The sequence below is a fragment of the Geodermatophilus sp. SYSU D00700 genome (assembly GCF_054050255.1).
The window spans coordinates 76,177-102,472 of sequence record NZ_JBJGZA010000013.1 but is presented as its reverse complement, the minus strand read 5'-3'; the positions used below and the strand labels follow the sequence as shown (position 1 = coordinate 102,472).

Sequence of the window (26,296 nt, the reverse complement as noted above, 5' to 3'; positions counted from 1 at the left end):
CCCCGCCCGTCCCGTCGCACCGGAGGACCCAGATGACCCTCACCGCCCCCAGCACCGCCGTCACCCACCCGTTGTCCCGGCTGACCGCCGAGGAGATCACCGCCGCGACCGCGATCGTCCGCGACGCGGGCCTGGTGATGGAGAGCAGCACGTTCGTCTACGTCGGGCTGGAGGAGCCCCACAAGCGCGACGTCCTGGCCTGGCGCCCCGGCGAGCCGGTCGAGCGGCGGGTCCGCGCGCTGCTGCTCGACCGCGCCACCGGCAACGGCCGCGACCTGGTCGTGTCGATCAGCGGCGGCACCGTCGTCGAGGACCGCGAGATCGACGGCATCGCCGACGGGCAGGTGCCGATCCTCGACGCCGAGTTCGAGGCGATCGAGCCGATCCTCGCCGCGGACGAGCGCTGGGTCGCGGCGATGGCCGAGCGCGGCCTCGACGTCGCGGAGGTCCGCGCGGTGCCGCTGTCGGCCGGGTCCTACTTCCCCGACGAGTTCGGTCACCGGATCGTGCGGGTGCTCGGCTTCCACCAGGCCGACGAGTCCGACCTGCCGTGGGCGCACCCGGTCGACGGCGTCGTCGCCTACGTCGACGTCACCCGCGGCATCACCACCGCCGTGCACGACCACTACGACCTGCCGGTCCCCGCCGAGCGCGCCGACCTCGACCAGGCGACCCACCCCTCCCCGGTGCGCGACCTCAAGCCGATCGAGATCACCCAGCCCGAGGGCCCGAGCTTCACCGTCGACGACGACGTCGTGCGCTGGGCCGGCTGGGAGTTCCGGGTCGGCTTCGACGCCCGCGAGGGCCTCGTGCTCCACCAGCTGTCCGTCGACGGCCGCTCGGTCGTGCACCGCGCCTCGATCGCGGAGATGGTCGTGCCCTACGCCGACCCCTCCCCCGTGCGGTTCTGGCAGAACTACTTCGACGTCGGCGAGTACCTCTTCGCCCGGTACACCAACTCCCTGGAGCTCGGCTGCGACTGTCTCGGGGAGATCCACCACCTCGACGCCACCCTGGCCGACGAGGACGGCGCACCGCGGACCATCCGCAACGCGATCTGCCTGCACGAGGAGGACTACGGCGTCGGCTGGAAGCACACCGACCTGTTCAACGGGATGGCCGAGACCCGCCGCTCCCGCCGCCTGGTGATCAGCTTCTTCACGACCATCGGCAACTACGACTACGGCTTCTACTGGTACCTCTACACCGACGGCACCATCCAGCTGGAGAGCAAGGCCACCGGCATCGTGTTCACCTCGTCCTACCGCGGGGAGGAGCACCCCTACGCCACCGAGGTCGCCCCGGGGCTGGGGGCGCCGTTCCACCAGCACCTGTTCTCCGCCCGGCTGGACATGGCGGTGGACGCGGCCGACGGGTCCGGCAACACCGTCCACGAGGTGGACGCCGTCCGGCTCCCGATGGACGAGGACACCAACCCCTACGGCAACGCCTTCACCCGCCGGCTCACCCCGCTGACCCGGGAGTCGGAGGCCCAGCGGCTCACCGACGCCACGGTCGGGCGCACCTGGCACGTGGTCAACCCGTCCAAGACCAACCGGCTCGGCCAGCCGGTGGGGTACGCACTGCACCCGCTGAACGCGCCGGTGCTGCTCGCCGACGAGCGGTCCTCGATCCACGCGCGGGCCACGTTCTCGACCCGGAGCCTGTGGGTCACCGAGTACGACCCGGCCGAGCGCTATCCGGCCGGCGACTTCGTCAACCAGCACCCCGGCGAGGGCGGGCTGCCGTCCTTCGTCGCCGACGACGCCTCCCTCGAGGACACCGACGTCGTCCTGTGGCACACCTTCGGGCTGACCCACTTCCCGCGCCCGGAGGACTGGCCGGTCATGCCGACCGACTACTCGGGCTTCACCCTCAAGCCGGTCGGCTTCTTCGACCGCAACCCGGCGCTCGGGGTGCCCGGGTCGGCGTCGTCGCACTGCGCCGGCGAGGGCGGCCACGGCGCGTGACGACCGTTCCGACGGCTGCCGTCGCCGCCCGGCCGGGGGTGCCCGCCCTCGGCCGGGCGGCCGCCGGACTCGCGGTGGCCTCGGCGCTGCGGCGCTGACCCCGGACGCCTCCCGCTCCGGACCGGGCTAGCGTCCGGACCGGAGAGGGAGGCGTCATGGCGATCGAGGACGGCGTCCGCGAGATCGAAGCGGGTGTGGCGACGGACTTCAGCGGGCGGATGGACTACGGGAGCTACCTCGGCCTCGACGAGCTGCTGTCCGCGCAGCACCCGATCAGCGACCACCACGACGAACTCCTGTTCGTCATCCAGCACCAGACCACCGAGCTGTGGCTGAAGCTCGCGCTGCACGAGCTGCGCGCGGTCCGCTCCCACCTCGACGCCGACGACGTCCGCCGCGCACGCAAGGGCCTGGCCCGGGTCAAGCACGTCTTCCGCACCATCACCGACCAGTGGTCGGTCCTCGCGACCCTCACGCCCAGCGAGTACACGCAGTTCCGGGGCGTCCTGGGCAACGCCTCGGGCTTCCAGTCCTACCAGTACCGCGCCGTCGAGTTCGTCCTCGGCAACAAGAACGGGCGCATGCTGGCGGTGTTCGAGTCCCGGCCGCACGCGCACGCCATGCTGGCCGACCTGCTCGACACCCCGACGGTCTACGACGCCTTCCTGCGCTTCCTGGCGCGCGCCGGCCACCCGGTCCCCGAGCACGTCCTGCACCGGGACGTGCGCCGGGCGTGGGTGCAGGAGGAGTCGCTGCTGCCGGTCTTCCAGGCGGTCTACGAGGACACCGACACGCACTGGGCCGAGTACGCGACCTGCGAGGACCTCGTCGACCTCGAGGACGCCGTCCAGCTGTGGCGCTTCCGCCACCTGCGGACCGTGCAGCGGACGATCGGCTTCAAGACCGGCACCGGCGGGAGCTCGGGTGTGGACTTCCTCCGCCGCGCGCTGGACCTGACCTTCTTCCCGGAGCTCTACGCGGTGCGGACCCGGATCGGCGCCTGAACCGCGCGCGGGACCGTCCCCGGCCCGGCGGTCACAGCTGCAGGACGGCCGCGGCGGCCAGGTAGGCCGCGGCCACGCCCTCCGGGTCGTGCAGGTCCCCGGGGTCCGAGGCCACCGCCCGCGCCCGCGCGCGCACCGAGGCACCCGGGTCCCCGGCGACCAGGTCGGCGCACAGCCCGGCGACGACGGCCCGCGCGTCGTGGTCGTCCAGCCCGTCGAGGGCCAGGCCGTCGTGGAGCAGGGTCGCGGCCTCGGTGAACACCTCGCGCGCCGCCTCGGGGTCGACCTCGGGCCGCTCCCTGGCCACGGCCTCCGCGGTGGCCAGGAACGGCTCGTACAGCGGGGCCACGTCCCCGGGCGGCATGCCGCGACGCTCCCAGGGCACCCCGCCTCCCGGCAACCGGGTTCGGCGCCCCGCCGGAGGACCTGCGGTCAGGGGATCTGGGCCGGGATGCGCCGGCCCTCGACGAGCACGCACAGGTGCTGGAGGCCGGCGATCGACGCGGCCTGCAGCAGCGGCAGCCGCACGAACACCAGGCCGAGCGGCCCCAGGAAGGCGGCGAAGAGCCAGACCGAGGTCGCCAGGCAGAGCAGCCGCCGGCCGGAGCTGCGGGCGTCGCGGCCCCGCCCCGCGAGGGGCAGCGCCGCCACGGCGAAGGCGGTCCCCAGGACGATGGTCAGCAGCGCGGCGCTCTGCGCGCCGCCCAGCCACTGGGCGGGGAGGACGCCCAGCACGGCCGCCCCGATCGCCACCGACCACCACAGCCGGCCGGCGCGGTGGCCGCTCCCCGGGCCGGCCGGCTCGTAGCACTCCAGCTCGGTCGGCGGGTGCTCGGCCAGCATCCGGGACCGGTCCCGGTGGACGGCGACCGAGGGGTGGTTCCGGCGGACCCGCTCGGCGAGCTCCTCCGGCACGGCCGCCGACAACCACAGGGCCTCGATCCGGCAGTGCTCGGCGCGCAGCCCGCGGGTCCCGGCGATGACGTGCCCCCAGCAGGAGACCACCGCGAGGACGTGGCGGCTGCGCGGGTGGTCACCGACCCACTGCTCCCCGCCGAAGGCGTAGAACCCGCAGGTGCACTCCGGGTCGGGGCTGGGGTGCGGTGGGCGGTCCTGCTTCAGGCAGCGCGCGGTGTTGACACCGTCGTGCCAGGGACCGGCCGAGAACAGGGGGTACAGGACGCCGTCCGGACCGATCCGGAAGGTGCGCAGTGCCCTGATCTGACCCACCTGCGGCTCGAAGCCGCCGTAGGGGTCCACCGCGGCTACCTCGAGGGAGACGGTTCCCGGTGCGGCTCAGGTCGCTCCGGCGCGGCCGGTTCGGGGGTCGGCCCGGGCACGGGCAGGACCTCGATCCGGCGGACTTCCTTGCCGATGTTGCCCATGGCAGGAGCGTAGGGACCCTGACCCGTGTCCCGGGCGACTTCCGGCGCGGCGATCTGCACGGAACGGCTGACGGTGGCCGGCTCCCGCACCGTCCGCCGTGCGCTCAGAGGGTCGCCCGGGAGGTCGCTGCCGGGTGACCGCCGGCGTGCGACCGCGGGTCGAGCCCGGCCGCGGTGGTCGTGAACGCCGTGTCGAACACCGCACACCGACGCCCGGCGTCCATGACGTCCGGGCCGATGGCGGTGAGGTCCTGCGGCGTCGGGGCGAGGACGCGGACGCGACTGCCCCTCGCGGTCAGCCGGCCGACCTCCCGCTCGAGGCGCCCGGTGGCGTACCGGCGCAGGCCGCTCTCGAGGCGGGCGACGGCGCCGCGACGCGGATCGGCACCCGCGAGGGCCATCGGCGCGGTCCCTGGCCTGAGCAGGCTCTCGGCCGCGGGGGATGCGGGACGTCCGTCGGGCCGAGAGGCGATCCGGGCGGTCCCCGGCTCAGGTCACCCGGCCCGCGGGCACGTCCGCCGGACCCCGCCCGACCCCGCCGGACGTCAGGTCCGCCAGGAAGTCCTCGGCGAACCGCCGGACGCCGTCCCACTCCGTGCACACGTAGTCGCGGGAGACGTCCGTACCGAGGTGGCCGGGCTTCTCGCTCGCGATCTTCTTCATCAGGTGCCGCTTGAGGAACCCGTACTGCGTGTAGAGCAGGGCGCCGCCGAAGAGGGCGATCCTCGCCGGGCGCCAGCCCGTCCCGCGCTCGAACTCCTCGACGTAGCCCTGGGCCTCCTCGGGGTCCCCGTGCGCGGCGAGGCTGACGGAGAACAGCGCCGACGGCAGCCGTTCGAGCGCGGCCCGGTTCTCCCGCACGTAGTCGACGGCGTGGCCGTCGTGCTTCCCCATGTGGACCGAGGCCCCCACGATCACCCCGTCGTACCCGTCGGGCACAGCAGCCTCGGACCGCCTGATGTCGGCGGTGTCCGCCTGGTGCCCGTGGGCCCGCAGCACGTCGGCGATGTAGTCCGCGATCCTCGCCGTCTGCCCCTCCCCGGTCGAGTAGGGGACGTAGATCCTCGCCATGACGGCCACCACCTCTGCACCCAGGACGTCCGGTCGGCGGGACCGTCGCGGTCGCGACGGCTCCCTGCGTTGCAGGGTCCGGCGTGCGGCGCGCCCGGCGTAGGGGCGAAGGCCACGGCCCGGTGAGCCGTCCGGTCCAGCCCGACGAGGGGAGCGCCGGAGAGCGGGACGATGGTCCGACCCGGGTGTGCCCCAGGACTCCTGCCGGCCCCCGCGCCGACCGGACACGCTCCGGTACCTGACGACAGTCCGGCGGGGCCCGGTCCCGCTGCCGGGCGGAGGGGGTGCGCGGTGACCTGCACCGGACCGATGAGCGGGCGGCCCGTGCCGGCGGAGCCGTGGTGATCCGGATCGGCGGCGAGGTGAGCATCGCCCGCCCGCCGGACGAGGTGTTCGACGTCCTCGCCGATCCCCGCAACGAGCCCCGCTACAACCCGCGCGTCCTGCGGGCCGAGAAGACCACCCCCGGCCCGATCGGGGTCGGCACACGGTTCCGTCAGACCGTCGCCGGCCTGGGCCGGCGCGGCGAGACGACGACCGAGCTGACCGGCTACGAGCGGCCGCACCGGCTGGCCTTCCGGATCCGGATGGCGGCCATGGACGTCGACGGGGAGGAGACGTTCGACCCGGTGGATGGCGGCACCCGGGCCCGCTGGTCCTGGGACATCCGGCCGCGCGGGGCCTGGCGTGCGGCGGCTCCGCTGCTGGGTGCCGGCGGGGCCCGGCTCGAGCGGCGGGTGTGGGCCCGCCTCGGGCAGTACCTGGAACAGACGCCGGACCGGTGGCCTCCCCCGCCCGGACGGCGGGGACCGGCAGAGGTCGCCCGCGACGTGCACGCCGTCGCGCTCGGCCCCGGGGTGCTCGCCTCGAACGCCTACCTGGTCCGCTCCGGCGACTCGTGGGTGCTCGTCGACACCGGCTGGGCCGGCGACGCGGAGGCCGTCCGGCAGGCGGCGGAGTCGCTGTTCGGCCCCGGCGCGCGTCCGACGGCGATCCTGCTCACCCACGTCCACCCCGACCACTCCGCCGGAGCGGGCGACCTCGCCCGTGCCTGGCGGGTGCCGGTGTACCTCCACCCGGACGAGCTGCCCATGGCCGCCGGGAGGTACCTGCCCGAGTTCGACATGCCGCTGGACCACTGGGTGGTCGTGCCGGTCGTGCGCCTGCTGCCGGCCCGCGCGCGGGCCCGCATCGAGGCGGCCGGGGACATCACCGACGTCGCCCGGCCCCTCGACCCCGACGGCGTCGTCCCCGGGCTGCCCGACTGGGAGTGGATCGCCGCGCCCGGGCACACGCCCGGCTCCGTCGCGTTCCTGCGCCGGGGCGACGGCGTCCTGGTCTCCGGCGACGCGCTGGTGACCGTGGACCTGGACTCGGTCGCCGGTGCGCTCTCGGGCCGGCAGCGGCTCGCCGGGCCGCCCTGGTACACGACCTGGGACCGGCCGACGGCGCTGCGCTCGATCGCGGCGCTGGCCGCGCTCGAGCCCCGGGTGCTGCTGCCCGGACACGGGTACCCGCTCAGGGTCGGGACCGCGGAGGCCCTGCGCGCGTTCGCCCTCGACGCCCGCGACGGCCCCCGGCGGAGGATCGACCGCCTCGTCGTGCCGCTCGGCGACCCCCGGGCGCACCGCTACCGGCCGCCACCCCGGTGGTACGCGCGGCTGCAGTGGCTGGGACACGTGCTGACCGCCCTCGGGGTCAGTCCGGGCTACGTGGTCACCCTCGAGGTGCCCGGCCGCCGCAGCGGGGTGGTCCGGCGCACCACCCTGGTCCGGGCCGAGCACCACGGTGCCGGCCACCTGGTCTCCCTCACCGGCGACTCGGAGTGGGTGCGCAACGTGCGGGCGGCCGGGGGCCGGGTCGTGCTGGCCCGCGGCGGGCGGCGCCGGGCGGTGACGCTGGCCGAGGTGCCCGTCGGGGACCGCGCTCCGGTGATCCGCTCCTACGTGCTGCGGGCGGGACGACGACCGGGCACCGCGGCGGTCGCCCGCGAGGCGCGGGCGTTCTTCGGCGTCGGACCCGACCTCGCCGTCGACGAGATCGCCGCCGTCGCCGACCGGTTCCCCGTCTTCCGCGTGGTGCCGGGCGCCGGCTCCGCGGCCCGGCCGGACGCGCCGCCCGCCCGACGCCGGTCAGGTGCCGGTCAGTGAGCCCGCGTCCAGCCGCGACGCCGCGGTCAGCGCGTCGGTCAGCAGGGCGACGAGCGTCTCGAGCTGGACGTCGGCCGACGAGGTGACCTCCTCGTCCGACCCGTCGAGCGCCCGCGCGGCCAGCCCGGCCTTGCTGTCGATCAGCTCGGCGATGCGGGCGTCGAGGGTCTGCGCGGCGATGACCCGCCACGCGGTGACCGGCTCGGTCTGGCCGATCCGGTGGCTGCGGTCGATGGCCTGGGTCTGCTCCGCGTCGGTCCACGACAGCTCGGCGAGCACGACGTTCGACGCGACCTGCAGGTTCAGGCCCACGCCGGCGGCGGTCAGCGAGCAGACCGCGACGGCGACGCCGGGGTCGTTGACGAAGGCGTCGATCTGCCTCTGCCGCGCCGAGGGCGTCTGGTCACCGCGGATGGACGAGTACCGGACCCCCTGCCGCGCGAGGGTCTCCTCGGCGGCGTCCATGACGTCGACGTGCTTGGCGAAGAAGACGACCTTGCCCGCGCTGCGGGCCAGCTGGGCCGCGTAGTCGGCGGCGAGGCCGGCCTTCGCCCGGCCGATGCGCCGCATCATGCCGAACACGTTCTCGCCCGTGCCGGTGCTCGCGTCCTTCAGCTCCGCCCGGGCCACCCGGCGCACCAGCTCCCGGTCGATGCCGCCGTCGAGCTCCCCGACACCGGCCGCGCGGTTGGCCAGCGCGGTCTCGTAGCGCGCCACCATCCGGCGGGCCAGCTCCTCCTCCGCCGCCCGGACCGACCGGCCGGCCGGCCCGTCGAGCTCGACGGGCAGGTCGGCGATCCGGCGGGCGGGGATGTCGGCGGCGACGTCGACCTTGCGGCGCCGCACGATCCCCCGGTCGACGACGCACCGGCGGGCGGCGGCGTAGAAGCCGGGGTCGGCCGGCGTCAGGCCGGTCTCCTCGAGCGCCTCCAGGAGCTCACCGCGCGGCCCTGACTCGTCGATCCAGCCGAGGAACTGCCAGATGGCCCGGAAGTCGTCGATGTCGTTGATCAGCGGCGTGCCGGTGAGGGCCATGAGCAGGGGCTGCGCGGTGCGCGACCGGATGCGCTCGGACAGCCCGAGGACGTGCTGCGACCGCTGCGAGGTCTTGTTCTTGATGAAGTGCGCCTCGTCGATGACCATCCCGCGGAACCCGAAGTCGCCGAGCCAGCCCACGTGGCGGTCGAGCACCTCGTAGTTGACGACGACGATGTCGGCGAAGCCGTCGACCGCGTCGCCGTCGCCCTGGACCACGGTGGCCGGGTGCCCGGGGGTCCAGCGTCCGGCCTCGCGCGCCCAGTTGGTCTTGACGACGTTCGGCACGACCACGAGCAGCGGGTAGGCGTCGGCCGCCTCGGCGGCGAGCAGCGCCTGCGCCGTCTTGCCGAGACCGGGCTCGTCGGCGAGCAGGAAGGTGCGGTGGCCGGCCGCGGCCGCGGCGACCAGCCGGGCCTGGTGCGGCATCAGCTCGAGGCCGGCGGGCCCGCGGCGCGACGTCGGGACGGGCAGGTCCATGACCGCCGCGTTGCCGTCGCCGGCGCGCTCGAAGGAGTTCAGCAGCGGGCCGGTCAGCTCCCAGCCGGCCAGCCGCCGGGGCCGGACCGGGCGCGACGGGACGGCGGAGAAGTCGGGCGCGAGGAAGGGGTTGGCCAGCTGCCGGGAGACCACCGACTGCGGCACCACGCGGCGCTCGGGCGGGGCGGGCGCCGCGGCGGGCTCCGCCGGCGGGGCCTCCTCGGGGGCGGGCTCGATCCCGGCGGCCTCGAGCAGCTCCCGGGACAGCGCCCGCGCCTCGTCGGAGACGACGGCGTCGTCGGCCAGCAGCGCCAGCAGCCCGGTGTCGCGGACGGCGGTCGTGGCGAGGATGGTCGCGATGCCGTCCAGCCGCTTGAGCTGCTCGGCCCGCCGGCTCTCGCTGAGGTCGGCCGCCCGGACGCGGGCCCGCTGGTCGCGCAGCACCAGGGCGACGGCCTGGAACGTCGCCCGCACCGAGGGCGTCACGCGGCCGCGCCGGGCGGCCGCCTCCACCTCGCGGACGGTCCGGGCGAGTTCGGCGACGACGTCGCCGCGCTGCCGTCCCCGGCGCTGGTCGCGCGGGGTGGATCGGCGGGCGGCGGTCTGGCGCCGGCCTGGTCGGGCCACGGACTCCTCCTCTGGCTGCCGGGCACGGGTGCCCGGCAGCACGCTGCACGGTCCCGCCGGTGCCGGCGGGGGCGTCCCGGCGACGGGACCCGGTGCCCCGGTCGCCGGTCCGCGGATCCCCCGGGGATCGACGCGTGGACGAAGCGGGCGACCACGGCACGGGGGACGTCGCCGGACGACCCGCTGCGGCCCGGTGGTCGGCACCTCGCCGGGGTCAACGCCTGCGACGGCGCACTGCTTCCCCCCACTGTGCCATCCCGGAGGAGGAACCGGTGTGGTCGGCTCCCGGGCGCGCGGAGACGATGGTCGCACCCAGACGCCCCGGGAGGACCGGATGCCGGCACCGCTGCCCCCGCTGCCGACGATGATCGTCGGCAGCCTGCCCCAGCCCGACTGGCTCATCGACCGGGAGCGGCTGGGACACCGGTTCCCCCCGCGGGTGCGCGCCCGGGAGCTGTGGCGCATCCCGCCGCAGCACCTCCAGGAGGCCCAGGACGACGCCACGCTGGCGGCCGTGCGGGCCCAGGAGGAGGCCGGGCTGGACGTGGTCACCGACGGCGAGATCCGCCGGGAGTCCTACTCCAACCACTTCGCGACGGCGCTCGGCGGCCTCGAGCTCGACCCGCCCGGCACGGTGCGCAACCGGTCGGGGATCGAGATCCCGGTGCCCCGGGTGACCGGCGAGATCCACCGGCCGTCCCCGGTCCAGGTGGACGACGTCCGGTTCCTCCGCGCGCACACCGACCGCGCGGCCAAGATCACCGTGCCCGGGCCGTTCACGATGGCGCAGCAGTCGCAGGACGAGCACTACCGCGACGACCGGGCGCTGGCGATGGCCTACGCCGACGTCGTCCGCCAGGAGATCGCCGACCTGTTCGCCGCCGGCGCCGACGTCGTCCAGGTGGACGAGCCGTGGCTGCAGGCGCGTCCCGAGGTGGCCCGCCGTTTCGGCGCGGAGGCGGTGACCCGGGCCGTGGCCGGCGCCGCCGGCCCGGTGCACGTGCACCTGTGCTTCGGCTACGCGGCGATGGTCTCCGAGCGGCCGGCGGGCTACTCCTTCCTGCCCGAGCTGGCCGACACCCCGGCCGACACGATCTCGGTCGAGACGGCGCAGTCGCGGCTGGACCCCGCGACCCTGCGGCCGCTGCGGGGCAAGGGGATCGCGCTCGGCGTCCTCGACCTGTCGACCCCCGAGGTGGAGACCCCGGAGACGGTCGCCGAGCGGGTGCGGCGCGCGCTGGACCACGTCGACGTGGACCGGCTCGTGCTCTCCAGCGACTGCGGGCTCAAGTACCTCCCGCGGGCGTCGGCCGCCGGGAAGATGCGCGCCCTCGCGCAGGCGGCGGCGCTGCTGCGCGCCGAGCTCTGAGAGCGGCAGCGGCCCGCGGCACGGGGCATGATCGCCCCGTGGCGGAGGGCCGGGTCGGCGACCCCGAGGACGTGCGCGCGGTGCTGGCCGCCGAGGACCGCCGCTACCGGGCCATGCAGGACGCCGACCTGGCGGTGCTCGCGGACCTCTGCGCCGACGAGCTGAGCTACGCCCACTCCAGCGGCGCCCGGGACACCAAGGACGAGTACCTGGGCAAGGTGCGCTCGGGCTACTACGTCTACCGCCGCATCGACCACCCGGTGGAGCGGGTGGCCGTCGTCGGCGACAGCGCGCTCGTCGTCGGCCGGATGACCGCGGACCTCGACGTCGACGGCGTGCCCAAGACGATCGACAACCTGGCCCTCGCCGTGTGGACGCGGGCCTCGGGGCGGTGGCGGCTGCTGGCCTACGCGCCGACGCCGCTGCCGGCCTGAGCCCCGGCCCGCGCCGTCGGCTGGAGCACGAAGTCGTACCGGGCCTCGAGCCACGGCTCGGCCGAGGTGCCGCCGTCCGGGGTCTCTCCGGGCTCCCGCTCCTCGAACCGGACGACCAGCTCGGCCTTGGTGCCGAACACGACGTCGCTGTCGAGGTACTGCGCGCCCTCCTGGAACAGGTGGGTGATCAACGGCTCGTAGCCGGGCACGTCCAGCAGGAAGTGCACGTGCGCCGGCCGGAAGTGGCTGATCTCCGTCCGCGCGATGAGCTCCCCCACCGGCCCGTCCATCGGGATCGTGTAGCCCAGGGGCGCGACGGTGCGCAGGCAGTAGCTGCCGTCCTCGCGGGTCCGGTACTTCGCGCGCAGCCGGGCCTCGTCGACGTCGGCGTGCTGCGACTCGTAGAGCCCCTCGTTGTCGGCCTGCCAGACGTCGAGCACCGCCCCCGGCACGGGCGCGCCGTCGAGGTCGGTGACCACGCCGGAGACGAACAGCGGCGTGCCGGGCAGGCCCTGGGACATGTCGGCGCCGTACCCGAGCTCCGGCGATCCCTCGACGTGGAACGGGCCGAGCACCGTGGCCGGCGTGGCCCGGGGGTCGAGCCGGTGGTTCATCTGGACGACCAGCATCGACAGGCCGAGCACGTCGGAGGCGAGGATGAACTCCTCGCGCTTGGCGTCGCTGATCTGCCCGGTGCGGGTCAGCCACTGCACCGCCGCCATCCACTCCGCCTCGGTCAGCCGGACCTCGCGGGCGAAGGCGTGCAGGTGCCGCACGAGCGCCGTCAGGAGCTCGGCCGTGCGGGGGTCCCTGGCCGTGGCCCAGCGCTCCACGGCCAGGTCGGTGATGTTCTCCTCGGTGACCAGCTGCACGGTCGCCTCCTCCTCGGGGACCGCGGGCGGCGGGCGCCGTCCGCGCGGTGGGTGGTTAAGGGCGTCATGACCAGCCGCACGCCCGCCTGCCCGGACGCCTGCCGGTCCCAGGCCTCGGCGACCCGCGCGAGCGGGAGCACCTCGTGGGCGACGGCGAGCCGGCCGGCCGCCGCGTGGCCGGCCACCGCGGTGACGGCGTCGCGGCGCTCGTCGGCGGTCAGGTGGTTGTTGGTGTAGCCGAGCACCGACGCCGACCGGCTGCGCAGCTCGGCCGAGGAGAACTGCGCGACGTCGCCACCGGACCCGCCGAGGTTGACCAGCCGCCCGCGGACGGCCAGCACCCGCGCGGCGGCGGTCGCGGCCGTGCCGAACACCGGGTCGACCACGACGTCGGCCCCGGCCCCGAGGGCGTCGCGCAGCCGGGCGGTCAGCTCGTCGACGTCGCCGCCCGGCGCGAGCACCTCGTTGGCGCCGGCCCGGCGGGCCCGCTCCCGCGCCTCCGGCGACCGGGCCACCGCGACCACCCGGCCGGCGCCGAGCAGCCTGGCCGTGCCGACCGCGGCCTGCCCGACCGCTCCCCCGCCGCCGAGGACGAGCACGGTCTCGCCGGCCCGCAGCCGGGCCCGCTCGGTGAGCACCACCCAGGCCGCGACCCCGGACATCCCCAGGGCGGCGAGCGCGGCGTCGTCGACGTCCGCGTCGATCGGCACGACGTCCTCGTCGGGGACGACGCACTCCTCGGCGAGGCTGCCGTCCCCCGGCCGCATCCCGGCGGTGGTCGAGACGAACACGCGGGTGCCCTCGGCCAGCACCGCCGAGCGCCGCACCACGCCGACGCCCTGCACGCCGGGGACGTAGGGGGTGGCCGGGCGCCCGAAGTACGAGGCGCCCGACGCGCACAGCTGGTCGAGCGGGACGATCGGCGCCGCGGTCACCGCGACCAGCGTCTGCCCGGCCGCCGGCACCGGGTCGGGGTGCTCGGCGTACGCGGGGGTGCCGCCGGGCTGGGTGAGGACCGCCGCGTTCACGCCGGCGGCTCCCGGTCGCCGGGGTCGACGTAGACCGCGTTGCGGTCGACCGCGAGGTAGGCGTCCATGCCGATCGGCCGGCGGCGCTCCTCGGCGATGTGCCCGAGCAGGCCGGCCGCGCGGGCCAGGAGGGCGACGCCGCGCAGCATCTCGACCGGCAGGCCCAGGTCGGCGAGGGCGGCGCCGCAGACCCCGGCGCCGTTGAGCGGCAGCCGCCGGCCGAGGACCTGCTCGTGCACCCGGCCGACCGCCTCGAACAGGCGCAGGTGCGGCCCCCGCAGCCCCTCCTCCTCCGCGATGCGGACGAGCACCGCGGTGCGCGGGTCGTGCACCTTGTGCACCGGGTGGCCGAGGCCGGGAACGAGGCGGCCGGCCGCCCGCGTGGCCCGCACCGCCTCCAGCGCCAGCGCGTCCCAGCCGTCGTCGTCGGTGGGCAGCGGCCCGTCCTGCGCCTCGAGGACCGTGTGGAGGAAGACCCCGCAGTCCTCGGTGACGCCGAGGAACCGGGAGCCGCCGCCCAGCAGCCCGGCGGCCAGCGCCCCCTGCAGGGAGTCCGGCGCCGACAGGTAGGTCAGCCGGGTGGCGATCGCGGTGGGCGTGAAGCCGTGGTCGGCGAGGGCGACGAGCACCGCCTCGAACACGCGGGTCTCGGCCGGCGTGGGACGGCGGGTGCTCAGCAGCCAGAACGCCAGCTCGCCGAAGCCGACCCGGCCCATGAGCTCGGTGGTGAGGTCCCGGCCGAGCAGCCGGATCTCGTCGGCGGTCGACGTCCCGAGGGACGTCGGGAACCAGAGCCCGTCACCGCTCATGCCGATGCCTCCTCACCGGCGGGCTCCGCCAGCCACCGGCGGATCTCCGCGCCGTGCTCGTCGAGGGCCGGCGGTGGCAGCCGGTACTCCGCCGCGGTCGCCGAGAAGGTGATCGGGTTGCGCACCGAGGGGACGGCGGCCGCGCCCTCCCCGGCGCTGACCACCGGATCGAGGCCGATCTCCTCGGCGAAGGCCACGCCCTGGTCGATGGTGTTGATCGGTCCGCACGGCACCCCCGCGCCGATGATGTCGCGGAACCAGTCCGCCTTCGAGCGGGTGCGCAGCCGCTCGACCAGCAGCGGGCGGAGCTGGTCGCGGTTGGCCGTCCGGTCCTCGTTGCGGGCGAACCGCGGGTCGTCGACGAGCCCGGGGACCCCGAGCACCTCGCAGAGCCGGCGGAACTGGCCGTCGTTGCCCGCCGTGACGATGAGCTCCCCGTCGGCGCAGGGCAGGGGCTCGTAGGGGAACAGGCTGGGGTGGCTGTTGCCCATGCGGAAGGGGACGACCCCGCCCGCGACGAACGCGCTCGTCTGGTTCACCAGGCCCGACAGGGCCGACGACAGCAGGTTCACCTCCACGTGCTGGCCCTCCCCCGTCTCGTGGCGGTGGTTGAGCGCCGCGAGCACCCCGATCGTGGCGTGCAGACCGGCCATGACGTCGAAGAGCGCCACGCCGGCCCGGTACGGCTCCCCCTCGGGGTCGCCGGTCAGGCTCATGAACCCCGAGATGGCCTGCACGATGAGGTCGTAGCCCGGCAGCGACCGTCCCCCCGGCGCGCTGCCGAACCCGCTGATGGACGCGTAGACGACCCGCGGGTTCTCCGCCGCGACGCTGGCGTGGTCGAGGCCGAAGCGGGCCAGTCCGCCGGGCTTGAAGTTCTCCACGAGCACGTCGGCCCGCCGCGCCAGCTCCCGCGCGAGGGCGGCGTCGCCGGGGTCCTTCAGGTCCAGGGCGACCGAGCGCTTGTTGCGGTTGACGCCGAGGTAGTAGGTCGACACGCCGTCCCGGACCGGGGGCTGCCAGGTGCGGGTGTCGTCCCCGCGCGGCCCCTCGACCTTGACCACCTCGGCGCCGAGGTCGGCCAGCAGCATCGTGGCGTAGGGGCCGGCGAGGACCCGCGAGAAGTCGGCCACGAGGAGGCCCGCGAGCGGCCCGCGGGGCGCCGGGTCGGGGGGTCTCGACGTCATCGGTCGGGCTCGCCTCTCGTCCGGGGACTCCGCGATGCGGACGTGCGTCCGGGCCGGAGTCTGCGGGCCACGACCGGCCCTGTCAACGGGCTGTGGCCCTCCGTCACGGGCCGCCGCCCGACCTTGACACGTGGTCGGTATCACACCAGAGTGACGCCGCCCGGACCGGTGGCCGCCAGACGGACAGCGGTCCGGTCGCCCCCCACCGTCCGAGGAGGAGACGATGAGCATGTCCGGTGCTGCCAGCGGCGACGGGGCCGGTGTCCCCGTGGCCGGCCGTCCGCTCGTGTTCCGCGGCGGCACCGTCCTGACGGTGGACGACGCCGCGACGGTCCTGCGGGACACCGACGTGCTCGTCGTCGACGACCGGATCGCCGCGGTGGGACACCGGCTGGACGTCCCCGAGGGCACCGCCGAGGTCGACGCCTCGGGCGGCATCGTCATGCCGGGCATGATCGACACCCACCGGCACATGTGGCAGACGGCGATGCGCGGCTACGGCGCCGACTGGACGCTCACCCAGTACTTCGTCTGGTACTACCTCGAGCACGGCCGGAGGTTCCGGCCGCAGGACATCGCGGCGGGCAACCGGCTCGCGGCGATCGAGTCGCTCGACGCCGGCGTCACCACCACGGTCGACTGGTCGCACAACCTGCACACCACCGACCACGCCGAGGCCGCGATCGAGGCGCTCCGGTCGGTGCCCGGCCGGTTCGTCCTGGCCTACGGCAACATCCAGGCCGGCCCGTGGGAGTGGAGCGCCGACCCGGCCGTCCGCTCGATCCTCGAGCGGCTGCGCGACGCCGGCGACGACCGGATGGGCGTGCAGATGGCGTTCGACGTCACCGGCGACCCCGCCTTCCCGGAGCGGGCGGCGTTCGAGGTGGCCCGCGACCTCGGCATCCCGGTCACCACGCACGCCGGTGTGTGGGGCGCGACCAGCGACACCGGCATCCAGCAGATGTACGACGGCGGGTTCATGACCCCGGAGACGACGTACGTGCACGCCTCGACGCTGACCCGCGACAGCTACCAGCGGATCGCGGCCACCGGCGGGTCGATCTCGGTGGCGACCGAGTCCGAGTGCAGCGCCGGCCAGGGTCACGCGCCCACCGAGCAGGTGCTGCAGTACGGCATCCCGGTGTCGCTGTCGATGGACACCAGCGTCTGGTGGAGCGGCGACATGTTCTCCGCCATGCGCGCCACGCTCAACGCCGACCGCATGGCCGAGCACCTGACCGCGCACCTCCGGGGCGAGACCATCACCCACCTGCGGCTGCGGGCGGCGACGGTCCTGGAGTGGTGCACCCGCGGCGGGGCGCACACCATCGGCCGCGACCGCGACCTGGGCAGCGTCGAGGCCGGCAAGAAGGCCGACCTGGTCCTCGTCAAGAACGACGACTCCCCCGTCTCCTTCCCGCTGCTCAACCCGGTCGGCCACGTGGTGTTCCAGGCCCAGCGCGGCGACGTGCACACCGTCGTCGTCGACGGCCGGGTGGTGAAGTACGACGGCAGGCTGGTCGGGATCGACCTCGCCGCGGTGCGCCGCGAGATCGAGGACACGGTCGGGTACCTGCAGGCGGAGTGCGGCGAGGAGGTCTGGGAGGCCGGGATGTTCCCGGAGGCGCCGGAGGCCGAGCAGTCGATCCTCGAGAACCCCTACCAGTACACCGACTTCAAGGACGAGTCGAAGCGGGCCGGCGGCGAGGAGCGCGTCCTCGGGCGGTGACCGCCCCGGACCGGTGACGCGCCCCGGCGGGGCGCACCGCGCCGCCCGCGGCCCGTGTCATCCTCGCGAGGGGGGAGTGATGTGCAATGGCGGGGCGCGGCACGGGACCGGACTTCGTGGAGGCTCTGGCCCGCGGGCTGGACGTCCTGGCCTGCTTCGACGCCGACCACCGCAGCATGTCGCTGACGGAGGTGGCGACCGCGGTCGGGCTCGCCCGGCCCACCGCCCGCCGGCTGCTGCTCACCCTCGAGGAGCTGGGGTTCGTCCGGTCCTCCGGCGGGGCGTTCGAGCTGACCCCGAAGGTGCTCACCCTGGGGATGGCCTACGTGAGCGCGCTCGGCCTGTGGGACATCGCCCGCCCGCACCTGGAGGCGCTGGTCGCCCGCACCGGGGAGTCGTCGTCGATGGCGCAGCTCGACGGGTCCGACATCGTCTACGTCGCCCGGGTGTCGGTGCCCAAGCTGATCGCGCTGCGGGTCGAGATCGGCACCCGGTTCCCGGCGGTGCTGACCTCGCAGGGCAAGGTCCTGCTGGCCGCCCTGCCCCCGGACCGGCTCGCCGCGACGCTGGCCGAGCCGAGCCGGTCGGGGCTGCCCGGGCGGACCGGGCGGACGCCGGACGAGCTGCGCGAGGAGCTGACCACGATCCGCGCCCAGGGCTGGGCGCTGGCCGACGAGGAGCTGGCCCCGGGCGTGCGCTCGGTCGCGGTCCCCGTCCGGGACCGGGACGGTGCGGTGCAGGCCGCCGTGAACGTCACCGTGCACGCGGCCGAGACCACCACCGAGCACCTGCTGCGGGAGCACCTGCCGCTGCTGCTGCGCACCGCGGGCGAGATCGGCGCCGAGTGGGCGCTGTGGCAGTCCCGGCCGCACGTCCAGCTGCCCCACCGGCCGGCGGGCTCGGCCACCGCGTAGCGAAGCCGCCGGCGGGCCTCGGGGTCGGTCAGGCATCGCCACAGCGGCCGTGCGCTGCTTCACTACCCGCATGGTCGCCCCGCTGCCCGAGCCCGGACCGGAGATCGACCCGGACGAGCCTGTGCCCGACGACCCGGGGGAACTGCTCCCCGACGCCCCCGAGCCGCTGCCGCCCCCGCCGATCGAACCGACCCCGGACGACCCCGGCGGCGACCCCGGCGGCGTGCCCGAGCCCGCCTGACCAGGGCGGGAGCGCGGCCTCCCCGAGGATCGCGGGCGGCGGAGCGCGCTCAGAGCTCCAGGGTCGAGGCGATCGGCACGCCGGGGCGGTAGGCCAGGTGCACGTGGCTGGGCGCCGCGAGGACGGCGAGGTCGGCACGGGCGCCGACCGCGAGCGTGCCGACGTCGGTCCGGCGCAGCGCGCGCGCTCCCCCGGCCGTGGCGGCCCACAGCGCCTCGGCCGGTGTCAGCCGCATCTCCCGCACCGCCAGGGCGATCATCAGCGGCATCGAGGAGCTGTAGCAGGTGCCGGGGTTGCAGTCGCTGGCCAGCGCGAGGGTCACCCCGGCGTCGAGCAGCGCGCGCCCGTCGGGATAGGGCGAGCGCGTCGCGAACTCGACCCCGGGCAGCAGGGTGGCGACGGTGTCGCCGCCCGCCAGCGCCGCGACGTCGGCGTCCGACAGGAACGTGCAGTGGTCGACGCTCGCCGCCCCGAGCTCGACGGCCAGCTGCACCCCGGGGCCGGGTCCGAGCTGGTTGCCGTGCACCCGCAGGCCCAGGCCGGCGGCCCGCCCGGCGACCAGCACCGCGCGCGCCTCGTCGCCGTCGAACGCGCGGGGGCTGCCCGGCTCGCAGAACACGTCGATCCACCGGGCCAGCGGCGCGCAGGCCCGGAGCATCGCGCCGGTGACCAGCGCGAGGTACTCGTCGCGCCCGGCGCCCGGCGGCACCACGTGCGCGCCGAGGAACGTGGTCTCGGGGGTGGCGGCCCCGGCCACGGCCAGCGAGGCGACCTCGTGCTCCACCGTCAGCCCGTAGCCGCTCTTGATCTCGACGGTGGTGGTGCCCTGCGCGCGCATCTCCGCGACCCGGGCGGCGACCAGCGCACCCAGCTCCGCCTCGCCGGCGGCGCGGGTGGCCGCGACGCTGGTGGCGATGCCGCCGCCGTCGTAGGGCTCCCCCGCCATCCGTGCGGCGAACTCGGCGGCCCGGTCGCCGGCGAACACCAGGTGGGTGTGGGAGTCGACGAACCCCGGCACCACCGCCCGGCCGCCGACGTCGACCCGGCGGTCGGCGGCCGGCGCGGCCGCGGCCGGCCCGGTCCACCGCACCCGCCCGTCCTCGACCACCACGGCGGCGTCGCGCAGGACCCCCAGCGGGGTCCCGTCGCCGACGGCGGGGTCGTTGGTGACCAGCTCGCCGATGCCCGTGACGACGGTGCCGCTCACGACGCCCAGACCCGGTCCACCGCGGCGGTGAGCAGCGCGCCGACGTCGCCCAGCCGGTGCCGGCCGCCCTGCACGACGGGGACGCCGTCGACGTACACGGTGTCGACGTCGGCCCGCGAGGCCACCAGCAGGACCTGCTCCGGCAGCGCGCCCGCGGTGCCCACGGTGGCGGTGCGCAGCACCACGAGGTCCGCCCGCGCCCCCGGGGCGATCCGGCCGGCGTCGGCCCAGCCCAGGCTCCGGTGCGCGGTGAGCGCCGCCAGCAGCTGCCCGGGGGTGAACCGGCCGCGCCGCAGGGTGGCCAGCCGCTCGTGTCCCTCCATCACCCGGGCCTCCTCGAGCAGGTCGACGACGGCGTGCTGGTCGCTGCCCAGGCTCAGCGACGCCCCGGCGTCGAGCAGCGCGCGGGCCGGGCCGATGCCGTCGGCGAGGTCCCGCTCGGTCGTGGGGCACAGGCAGGCGGTCGCCCCGGCCCCGCCGAGCAGGGCGACGTCGGCCGCGGTCAGGTGGGTCGCGTGCACCGCGGTCGACGCGGCGTCCCAGATCCCCGCGTCGGCGAGCAGCCGGGTCGGGGTGCGGCCGTAGCAGCCGAGGCAGGCCTCGTTCTCGGCGGGCTGCTCGGACACGTGCACGTGCAGCGGCGACCGGTCCGCCCCGCCGAGCCCGCCGCGGGCGGCGGCCACGACCACCGGCAGGTCCCCGGCCGGCACGGCCCGCACGGAGTGCACCGCGGCCCCGACCCGGAAGCCGGCCGAGCCGCGCAGGGCCGCGACCCGCTCGGCCCAGCGGTGCACGTCGCCGTCGCCGAAGCGCAGCTGCGCCCCCTCCAGCGGGGCGTGCCCCGCCGCGGAGAGCCCGCCGGCCAGGTAGGCGGTGTCGAGCAGGGTGAGCCGGACGCCGGCGTCGGCCGCGGCCTGCCGCAGCGCCTCGGCCATCGCGTTGGGATCGGCGTAGCGGCGCCCGCCGGGCGCGTGGTGCAGGTAGTGGAACTCCCCCACCGTGCTCACCCCGGCCAGGGCCATCTCGGCGTAGACGGCCCGGGCGAGGTCGAGGTAGCCGTCCGGGTCCAGCCGCCCGGCGAGGGCGTACAGCGCCTCCCGCCAGGTCCAGAACGTGCCGCCGTCGGCGGAGGTCCGGCCGCGCAGCGCCCGGTGGAACGCGTGGCTGTGCGCGTCGGCGAACCCGGGCACGACCACCCCCGGCAGGCGCTCGGCGGCGGCCGGCACCTCCGCCGCGGGCACTCCCGCCCGCACCGAGGTGAACCGCCCGCCGTCGATCTCCAGGAGCACGTCCGGACGCACGCCGCCGGGCAGGTGCGCGTGCGGCGCGAACAGGACGGTCACCGGGCGAGGTCGGCGACCGCGGCGGCCAGGGCGTGCACCCCGCGGTGGCAGTCGTCGGGCTCGGCGAACTCCTCGGGCGAGTGCGAGACGCCGGTCGGGTTGCGGACGAAGAGCATCGCGGCCGGGACGCCGGCGGCGGCCAGGATCCCGGCGTCGTGCCCGGCTCCGGTGGCCAGGCGGGGCACGGCACCGGGGTCACCGCCGGGGTTCCCGCCGCCCAGCGACGCGGCGAGCCGGTCGGTCAGGGACGCGTCGAAGGACGTCTCGCCGGTCCAGGACTCCTCGCCGAACGTCCCGCCGAGGTCGCCCACCGTGCCGGCGAAGGCCTCGACCAGCGCCCGCACCGACGCCGGGTCCTCGCCGCGCGCGTCGAGCCAGCCGGTGACCGACGAGGGGATCGCGTTGACCCCGTTGGGCCGGACGACGACCTTGCCGCAGGTGGCCAGGACGCCGTGCCGCACCGCGAGCTCGCGCGCCCGCTGGACCAGCGCGGCGAAGGCGAGCATCGGGTCGTCGCGGTCGGCGAGCCGGGTGGTGCCGGCGTGGTCGGCCCGCCCGGTCAGGTCGAACCGCCACCGGCCGTGCGGCCAGATGCCGGTGCCGACCGCCACCGGCCGGCCGAGCCCGGCGAGGCCGTACCCCTGCTCGACGTGCAACTCGACGAACGCGCCGACGCGGGCCAGCGCGCGGTCGTCGCGGCCGAGCTGCGCGGGGTCCCGCCCGGCCGCGGTCAGCGCCTCCGCCATGCTCGTGCCCTCGCCGTCGACCAGCCCCAGCGCCCGCTCGGCCGGGAGCGCGCCGGTGAGGAGCCGCGAGCCCGCGCACGCCACCCCGAACCGGGCGCCCTCCTCGTCGGCGAAGGCGACCACCCCGACCGGCCGGGACGGGACGAACCCGGCCGCCCGCAGGCCGTCGACCGCGGCCAGGGCGCCGGCCACGCCGAGCGGGCCGTCGAACGCGCCGCCGTCGGGGACCGAGTCCAGGTGCGAGCCGACCACCACCCCCGGCGTCCCGGCGGCCACGGCGGCGTCCGGGTCGCCCCACCACGCCCACTGGTTGCCCGCCCGGTCGACCTCGACCTCCAGGCCGCGCCCGGCGCAGGCCCCGGCGAACCACTCGCGCAGCGCGGCGTCCTCCCGTGTCCAGGCGAAGCGGCGGTAGCCGCCGGTCCGCCCGCACCGGCCGACCGGCGCCAGCTCGGCCCACATCCGGTCGAAGGCGGCGGCCGCGGTCCGCTCCGCGTCCGGCGCGCTCACCGGCCCGCCGTCGGCAGCCGGACGCCGCCTCCGGGGTGCCCGGCGAGCGGGCCGGCGTCGTCGCCGGACTCCGGCGCGTCCCCGGAGTCGATGTGCCGCAGCACGCCCAGGCCCGGGTCGTTGGTGAGGACCCGCTCGATCTTCTGCCCGGCGAGCGCGGTGCCGTCGGCGACGGTCACCTGCCCGGCGTGGATCGAGCGGCCGATGCCCACGCCGCCGCCGTGGTGGATCGACACCCAGGACGCGCCCGAGGCGGTGTTGACCAGCGCGTTGAGCAGCGGCCAGTCCGCGATCGCGTCCGACCCGTCGGCCATCCCCTCCGTCTCGCGGTAGGGCGAGGCGACCGATCCGCAGTCGAGGTGGTCGCGGCCGATGACGACGGGGGCCGCGAGCTCGCCGGAGGCGACCATGTCGTTGAACCGCCCTCCGGCCCGCTCGCGCTCGCCGTAGCCGAGCCAGCAGATGCGCGCGGGCAGCCCCTGGAAGGCGACCTTGTCCTGCGCGGCCCGGATCCACCGGTGCAGGTGGTCGTCGTCGGGGAACAGGTCGAGGACCGCCTCGTCGGTGGCCCGGATGTCGGCCGGGTCCCCGGACAGCGCGGCCCAGCGGAACGGGCCCATCCCCCGCGTGAACAGCGGCCTTATGTAGGCCGGCACGAACCCGGGGAAGGCGAAGGCCCGGCCGAAGCCGCCCTGGCGGGCCTCGTCGCGGATCGAGTTGCCGTAGTCGAAGACCTCGGCGCCGGCGTCCTGGAAGCCGACCATCGCCTCGACGTGCCGGGCCATCGAGGCGCGGGCCCGGTCGGTGAACTCCGCCGGCTTCCGCTCGGCGTGGTCGTGCCAGTCGGCCAGGTCCACGCCCTCGGGCAGGTAGGACAGCGGGTCGTGGGCCGAGGTCTGGTCGGTGACGACGTCGGCCTCGACGCCGCGGCGGAGCAGCTCGGGCAGGACCGTGGCGCAGTTGCCCACCAGGCCGACCGACAGCGGCGTGCGGTCCCGCCGCGCCTGCTCGCACCGGGCGACCGCGGCGTCCAGGTCGTCGGCGACCTCGTCGAGGTAGCGCTGCGCGACCCGCCGGTGCAGCCGGGCGGGGTCGACGTCGACGACCAGGCAGACACCGCCGTTGAGCGTCACGGCCAGCGGCTGCGCCCCGCCCATGCCGCCGCAGCCGCCGGTCACGGTCAGCGTGCCGGCCAGGGTGCCGCCGCCCTGCCCCTGCCCGGCTGCGCCGGCGAGCTTCGCGGCCACGGCGGCGAAGGTCTCGTAGGTGCCCTGCAGGATGCCCTGGGTGCCGATGTAGATCCACGAGCCGGCGGTCATCTGCCCGTACATGGTCAGCCCGAGCTGCTCCAGGCGGCGGAACTCCGGCCAGGTGGCCCAGTCGCCGACCAGGTTGGAGTTGGCGATGAGCACCCGGGGCGCCCACTCGTGGGTGCGCACCACGCCGACGGGCTTGCCCGACTGGACCAGCATCGTCTCGTCGTCCCCGAGCCCGCGCAGCGTGGCGACCATCGCGTCGAACGCGGCCCAGCTGCGGGCCGCGCGCCCGGTGCCGCCGTAGACGACGAGGTCGTCGGGGCGCTCGGCCACCTCGGGGTCGAGGTTGTTCATCAGCATCCGCAGCGGCGCCTCGGTCTGCCAGGAGCGGGCGGTGCGGGCCGTGCCGCGGGCGGCACGGACGGGACGGGCGCCTTCCATGGGGGGCTTCCTTCCGGGCGGGGACGGTCCTGGGGGGCTCAGACGAGGGGGCCGGTGACCGACTCGGCCGCCGCGAGGGCGGTGCCGTCGGCGACGAGCGCGAGGACGGCGTCGATCTCGGGGGCGAGGTACCGGTCGGGGCCGGGGCCGGCGACGTGCTCGCGGACGGCGGCGACGACGGCCGCGGTCGCCGGGGCGGGGGTCAGCGGGGCGCGCAGGTCGAGCGCGCGGGCCGCGGTGAGCAGCTCGACCGCCAGCACGCGGGTGAGCCCGTCGACGGCGCGGCGCAGCTTGCGGGCGGCCGACCAGCCCATCGACACGTGGTCCTCCTGCATGGCGCTGGAGGGGATCGAGTCGACCGAGGCCGGGGCGGCCAGCCGCTTGAGCTCGGAGACGATGGCCGCCTGCGTGTACTGGGCGATCATGTGCCCGGAGTCGACGCCCGGGTCGTCGGCGAGGAAGGCGGGCAGGCCGTGGTTGCGGGCGACGTCGAGGAAGCGGTCGGTCCGCCGCTCGGCGATCGAGGCCAGGTCGGCCACGGCGATGGCGAGGAAGTCCAGCACGTAGGCGACCGGCGCGCCGTGGAAGTTGCCGTTGCTCTCGACCCGCCCGTCGGCGGTGACCACCGGGTTGTCGACGGCGGCGGCGAGCTCGCGGTCGGCGACCAGCCGGGCGTGGGCGACGGTGTCGCGGACGGCGCCGTGCACCTGCGGCGAGCAGCGCAGCGAGTAGGCGTCCTGCACCCGGGTGCACGCGGGCCCGCGGTGGCTGGCCATGATCGCCGAGCCGGCGAGCAGCGCCCGCAGGTTGGCCGCGCTCTCGGCCTGGCCGGGGTGGGGGCGCAGCGCCTGCAGGTCGGCGGCGAAGACCGCGTCGGTGCCCAGCAGCGCCTCCACGCTCATCGCGGCGGTGACGTCGGCGACCCGGAGCAGCAGGCGCAGGTCGGCCAGGGCCAGCACCAGCATGCCGAGCATGCCGTCGGTGCCGTTGACCAGCGCCAGGCCCTCCTTCTCGGCCAGCACCACCGGCTCGATGCCGGCGGCGGCCAGGGCCTCGGCGGCCGGCCGGCGCCGCCCGGCGGCGTCGCGGACCTCGCCCTCCCCCGTGGCGGCGAGCGCGCAGTGCGCCAGCGGCGCGAGGTCGCCGGAGCAGCCCAGCGAGCCGTACTCGGAGACGACCGGCGTGATGCCCGCGTTGAGCATCGCGGCGTAGGTGCGCGCGGTCTCCAGGCGGACGCCGGTGCGGCCGGTGGCCAGCGTGGCCAGGCGCAGCACCATCAGCGCCCGCACCACCTCCCGCTCCACCTCCGGTCCGGACCCGGCGGCGTGCGAGCGCACCAGGCTGCGCTGCAGCTGCGCCCGCCGCTCGGCGGGGATGTGCCGGGTGGCCAGCGCGCCGAAGCCGGTGGACACGCCGTAGTGGGCGACGACGTCACCGGCCAGCGCCTCGACGACCTCCCGGCTGGCGGCGACCTCCCGCTCGGCCTCCGCGGTGAGGACGACGGCGGCCCCGCCGCGGGCGACGGCGACGACGTCGGAGGCACGCAACGGGCCGGGCCCGACGCCGATCGCGACGGTGGCAGTGGTGTCGCTGGTGATCACCGCTCCATGCCACGGCATCGCGCGGGCACCCGGTAGACCCCTGCGGCAGATACCGTCTGGGATCCCAGACATCGGCGATCGGAGGTCCGGTGGGCCAGGTGCCCGCGGCGCGCCAGGTGCTCGAGATCCTCCGGTTCCTGGCCGACCAGGCCGGGCCGGTGCCCGCGGCGGCGCTTGCCCGGGAGCTCGGGCTGCCCCGCTCGACGACGTACCACCTGCTCGGGGAGCTCACCGCCACCGGCTTCGTCGTCCACCTGCCCGGCGAGCGCCGGTACGGCCTCGGGGTCAGCGCCTACGAGCTCGGCAGCGGGTTCACCCGCCAGGAGCCGCTGCAGCGGCTGGCCCGGCGGCCGCTGTCGGAGCTGACCGACCGCACCGGGCACACGTCCCACCTGGCCGTGCTGCACGGTCGCGACGTCGTCTACGTCATCGAGGAGCGCGCCCGCGGGCGGGCACCGCTGGTCACCGACGTCGGCGTCCGGCTGCCGGCGCAGCTGACCGCCAGCGGCCGGGCGGTGCTGGCCGTCCTCCCGCCGGCCGCGGTGCGCGCGCTGTTCCCCACCGCGGGCAGCTTCGTCCTGCGCAACGAGCGCGGGCCCCGCTCGCTGTCGGCGCTGCGCCGGCTGCTGGGCGAGACGCGGCGGCGCGGCTACGCCCTGGAGGAGGGTGAGGTCACCGAGGGCTTCGCCTCGGTGGGCGCCGCGGTGGTCGACCACTCCGGGCACCCCCTCGCCGGCGTGGCGCTCACCTTCCCCGAGCAGGAGGTGCCCGGGGAGAGCCGGCAGCGGTTCCTGGCCTCCCACGTCGCCCGCACCGCGGGGGCGATCAGCCGGCTCATCGGCGGCCAGGGCCCGTGAGCCGGCCGCTGTCGTCCGCGGGGGGGGGGG

The 26,296-nt window shown here is 76.2% G+C and carries 23 protein-coding genes; 9 read left to right on the top strand and 14 right to left on the bottom strand.

Annotated features, from left to right (window positions below):
- Window positions 1–32: 32 nt before the first annotated feature.
- Together ACI79V_RS12190 and ACI79V_RS12185 are read left to right on the top strand one after the other, a co-directional pair.
- Window positions 33–1,970: a primary-amine oxidase gene (locus ACI79V_RS12190; protein WP_456889572.1), complete on the top strand. Its 1,938-nt coding sequence runs from the start codon at window positions 33–35 to the stop codon at window positions 1,968–1,970.
- Between the two features lie 155 nt (window positions 1,971–2,125).
- Window positions 2,126–2,974, top strand: coding sequence for a tryptophan 2,3-dioxygenase (locus ACI79V_RS12185; RefSeq protein ID WP_456889570.1), 849 nt, complete (start codon window positions 2,126–2,128; stop codon window positions 2,972–2,974).
- Between the two features lie 31 nt (window positions 2,975–3,005).
- On the opposite strand, the gene ACI79V_RS12180 is transcribed toward ACI79V_RS12185, so the two are convergent.
- From ACI79V_RS12180 to ACI79V_RS12165, 4 genes are all read right to left on the bottom strand, one after another.
- Window positions 3,006–3,338, bottom strand: coding sequence for a hypothetical protein (locus ACI79V_RS12180; protein ID WP_456889569.1), 333 nt, complete (start codon window positions 3,336–3,338; stop codon window positions 3,006–3,008).
- 68 nt (window positions 3,339–3,406) lie between these two features.
- Entirely contained in the window at window positions 3,407–4,234 is an 828-nt protein-coding gene (locus tag ACI79V_RS12175; protein ID WP_456889567.1) for a hypothetical protein, read from the bottom strand.
- A 229-nt stretch (window positions 4,235–4,463) separates the two neighbouring features.
- Window positions 4,464–4,760, bottom strand: coding sequence for a hypothetical protein (locus tag ACI79V_RS12170; RefSeq protein WP_456889566.1), 297 nt, complete (start codon window positions 4,758–4,760; stop codon window positions 4,464–4,466).
- A gap of 88 nt (window positions 4,761–4,848) precedes the next feature.
- Window positions 4,849–5,430: a flavodoxin domain-containing protein gene (locus ACI79V_RS12165; protein ID WP_456889564.1), complete on the bottom strand. Its 582-nt coding sequence runs from the start codon at window positions 5,428–5,430 to the stop codon at window positions 4,849–4,851.
- A gap of 338 nt (window positions 5,431–5,768) precedes the next feature.
- Here ACI79V_RS12165 and ACI79V_RS12160 point away from each other — a divergent pair, with 338 nt between their 5' ends.
- The gene (locus tag ACI79V_RS12160) at window positions 5,769–7,580 is read left to right on the top strand and encodes a nitroreductase/quinone reductase family protein (protein WP_456889561.1); all 1,812 of its coding nucleotides are present in this window, start codon (window positions 5,769–5,771) and stop codon (window positions 7,578–7,580) included.
- On the opposite strand, the gene ACI79V_RS12155 is transcribed toward ACI79V_RS12160, so the two are convergent.
- Entirely contained in the window at window positions 7,563–9,722 is a 2,160-nt protein-coding gene (locus tag ACI79V_RS12155) for a DEAD/DEAH box helicase (protein ID WP_456889559.1), read from the bottom strand. The two genes, ACI79V_RS12160 and ACI79V_RS12155, sit on opposite strands and share 18 nt — an antisense overlap.
- A gap of 334 nt (window positions 9,723–10,056) precedes the next feature.
- Here ACI79V_RS12155 and ACI79V_RS12150 point away from each other — a divergent pair, with 334 nt between their 5' ends.
- Entirely contained in the window at window positions 10,057–11,091 is a 1,035-nt protein-coding gene (locus tag ACI79V_RS12150; RefSeq protein WP_456889556.1) for a uroporphyrinogen decarboxylase family protein, read from the top strand.
- 38 nt (window positions 11,092–11,129) lie between these two features.
- Window positions 11,130–11,525 (top strand): nuclear transport factor 2 family protein, encoded by a 396-nt coding sequence (locus tag ACI79V_RS12145; RefSeq protein ID WP_456889554.1) that lies wholly within the window; start codon window positions 11,130–11,132, stop codon window positions 11,523–11,525.
- Here the strand turns inward: ACI79V_RS12145 and ACI79V_RS12140 are convergent.
- From ACI79V_RS12140 to ACI79V_RS12125, 4 genes are read right to left on the bottom strand one after another with little or no spacing between them, the layout of a single operon-like run.
- The gene (locus ACI79V_RS12140; protein ID WP_456889552.1) at window positions 11,498–12,397 is read right to left on the bottom strand and encodes a dioxygenase family protein; all 900 of its coding nucleotides are present in this window, start codon (window positions 12,395–12,397) and stop codon (window positions 11,498–11,500) included. The genes ACI79V_RS12145 and ACI79V_RS12140 overlap by 28 nt on opposite strands.
- Window positions 12,310–13,425 carry a zinc-binding dehydrogenase gene (locus ACI79V_RS12135; protein WP_456889550.1) on the bottom strand — a complete coding sequence of 372 codons (1,116 nt, stop codon included), beginning with the start codon at window positions 13,423–13,425 and terminating at the stop codon, window positions 12,310–12,312. The genes ACI79V_RS12140 and ACI79V_RS12135 overlap by 88 nt, the downstream gene beginning before the upstream one ends.
- Window positions 13,422–14,234, bottom strand: coding sequence for a citryl-CoA lyase (locus ACI79V_RS12130; RefSeq protein ID WP_456889549.1), 813 nt, complete (start codon window positions 14,232–14,234; stop codon window positions 13,422–13,424). Before ACI79V_RS12130 ends, ACI79V_RS12135 begins: the two co-directional genes overlap by 4 nt.
- The gene (locus tag ACI79V_RS12125; protein ID WP_456889548.1) at window positions 14,231–15,421 is read right to left on the bottom strand and encodes a CaiB/BaiF CoA transferase family protein; all 1,191 of its coding nucleotides are present in this window, start codon (window positions 15,419–15,421) and stop codon (window positions 14,231–14,233) included. Before ACI79V_RS12125 ends, ACI79V_RS12130 begins: the two co-directional genes overlap by 4 nt.
- Window positions 15,422–15,644: 223 nt before the next feature.
- Between ACI79V_RS12125 and ACI79V_RS12120 the strand changes: the two genes are divergently transcribed.
- The 3 genes from ACI79V_RS12120 (at window position 15,645) to ACI79V_RS12110 (ending at window position 18,305) form a co-directional block, all read left to right on the top strand.
- Complete coding sequence (locus ACI79V_RS12120; RefSeq protein WP_456889547.1) at window positions 15,645–17,150, top strand: amidohydrolase family protein; 1,506 nt, start codon at window positions 15,645–15,647, stop codon at window positions 17,148–17,150.
- 116 nt (window positions 17,151–17,266) lie between these two features.
- Window positions 17,267–18,064 carry an IclR family transcriptional regulator domain-containing protein gene (locus ACI79V_RS12115; protein ID WP_456889545.1) on the top strand — a complete coding sequence of 266 codons (798 nt, stop codon included), beginning with the start codon at window positions 17,267–17,269 and terminating at the stop codon, window positions 18,062–18,064.
- 70 nt (window positions 18,065–18,134) lie between these two features.
- Window positions 18,135–18,305 carry a hypothetical protein gene (locus ACI79V_RS12110; protein ID WP_456875929.1) on the top strand — a complete coding sequence of 57 codons (171 nt, stop codon included), beginning with the start codon at window positions 18,135–18,137 and terminating at the stop codon, window positions 18,303–18,305.
- A gap of 49 nt (window positions 18,306–18,354) precedes the next feature.
- Here the strand turns inward: ACI79V_RS12110 and hutI are convergent, their stop codons facing one another.
- The 5 genes from hutI to hutH are packed head-to-tail and all read right to left on the bottom strand — an operon-like array spanning window position 18,355 to window position 25,409.
- Window positions 18,355–19,512, bottom strand: a complete 1,158-nt coding sequence (gene hutI, locus ACI79V_RS12105; RefSeq protein ID WP_456889543.1) for an imidazolonepropionase — start codon at window positions 19,510–19,512, stop codon at window positions 18,355–18,357.
- Entirely contained in the window at window positions 19,509–20,855 is a 1,347-nt protein-coding gene (locus ACI79V_RS12100) for a formimidoylglutamate deiminase (RefSeq protein ID WP_456889541.1), read from the bottom strand. Before ACI79V_RS12100 ends, hutI begins: the two co-directional genes overlap by 4 nt.
- Complete coding sequence (locus tag ACI79V_RS12095) at window positions 20,852–22,111, bottom strand: allantoate amidohydrolase (RefSeq protein ID WP_456889540.1); 1,260 nt, start codon at window positions 22,109–22,111, stop codon at window positions 20,852–20,854. Before ACI79V_RS12095 ends, ACI79V_RS12100 begins: the two co-directional genes overlap by 4 nt.
- Window positions 22,108–23,808: a urocanate hydratase gene (locus tag ACI79V_RS12090; protein WP_456889538.1), complete on the bottom strand. Its 1,701-nt coding sequence runs from the start codon at window positions 23,806–23,808 to the stop codon at window positions 22,108–22,110. The genes ACI79V_RS12095 and ACI79V_RS12090 overlap by 4 nt, the downstream gene beginning before the upstream one ends.
- Before the next feature lie 38 nt (window positions 23,809–23,846).
- The gene (hutH, locus tag ACI79V_RS12085) at window positions 23,847–25,409 is read right to left on the bottom strand and encodes a histidine ammonia-lyase (RefSeq protein WP_456889537.1); all 1,563 of its coding nucleotides are present in this window, start codon (window positions 25,407–25,409) and stop codon (window positions 23,847–23,849) included.
- A gap of 89 nt (window positions 25,410–25,498) precedes the next feature.
- On the opposite strand from hutH, the gene ACI79V_RS12080 reads away from it, so the two are divergent.
- A complete protein-coding gene (locus tag ACI79V_RS12080; protein WP_456889535.1) occupies window positions 25,499–26,266 on the top strand; it encodes an IclR family transcriptional regulator in 768 nt (255 codons plus the stop codon).
- Window positions 26,267–26,296: the final 30 nt, after the last annotated feature.

What these genes read in the sequence shown, in the direction of transcription:
- ACI79V_RS12190 (WP_456889572.1), top strand. Translation starts at nt 33, where the DNA reads ATGACCCTCACCGCCCCCAGCACCGCCGTCACCCACCCGTTGTCCCGG.
- ACI79V_RS12185 (WP_456889570.1), top strand. Translation starts at nt 2,126, where the DNA reads ATGGCGATCGAGGACGGCGTCCGCGAGATCGAAGCGGGTGTGGCGACG.
- ACI79V_RS12170 (WP_456889566.1), bottom strand. Translation starts at nt 4,760, where the DNA reads ATGGCCCTCGCGGGTGCCGATCCGCGTCGCGGCGCCGTCGCCCGCCTC.
- ACI79V_RS12130 (WP_456889549.1), bottom strand. Translation starts at nt 14,234, where the DNA reads ATGAGCGGTGACGGGCTCTGGTTCCCGACGTCCCTCGGGACGTCGACC.
- ACI79V_RS12180 (WP_456889569.1), bottom strand. Translation starts at nt 3,338, where the DNA reads ATGCCGCCCGGGGACGTGGCCCCGCTGTACGAGCCGTTCCTGGCCACC.
- ACI79V_RS12120 (WP_456889547.1), top strand. Translation starts at nt 15,645, where the DNA reads ATGAGCATGTCCGGTGCTGCCAGCGGCGACGGGGCCGGTGTCCCCGTG.
- ACI79V_RS12125 (WP_456889548.1), bottom strand. Translation starts at nt 15,421, where the DNA reads ATGACGTCGAGACCCCCCGACCCGGCGCCCCGCGGGCCGCTCGCGGGC.
- ACI79V_RS12165 (WP_456889564.1), bottom strand. Translation starts at nt 5,430, where the DNA reads ATGGCGAGGATCTACGTCCCCTACTCGACCGGGGAGGGGCAGACGGCG.
- ACI79V_RS12110 (WP_456875929.1), top strand. Translation starts at nt 18,135, where the DNA reads ATGGTCGCCCCGCTGCCCGAGCCCGGACCGGAGATCGACCCGGACGAG.
- ACI79V_RS12090 (WP_456889538.1), bottom strand. Translation starts at nt 23,808, where the DNA reads ATGGAAGGCGCCCGTCCCGTCCGTGCCGCCCGCGGCACGGCCCGCACC.
- ACI79V_RS12150 (WP_456889556.1), top strand. Translation starts at nt 10,057, where the DNA reads ATGCCGGCACCGCTGCCCCCGCTGCCGACGATGATCGTCGGCAGCCTG.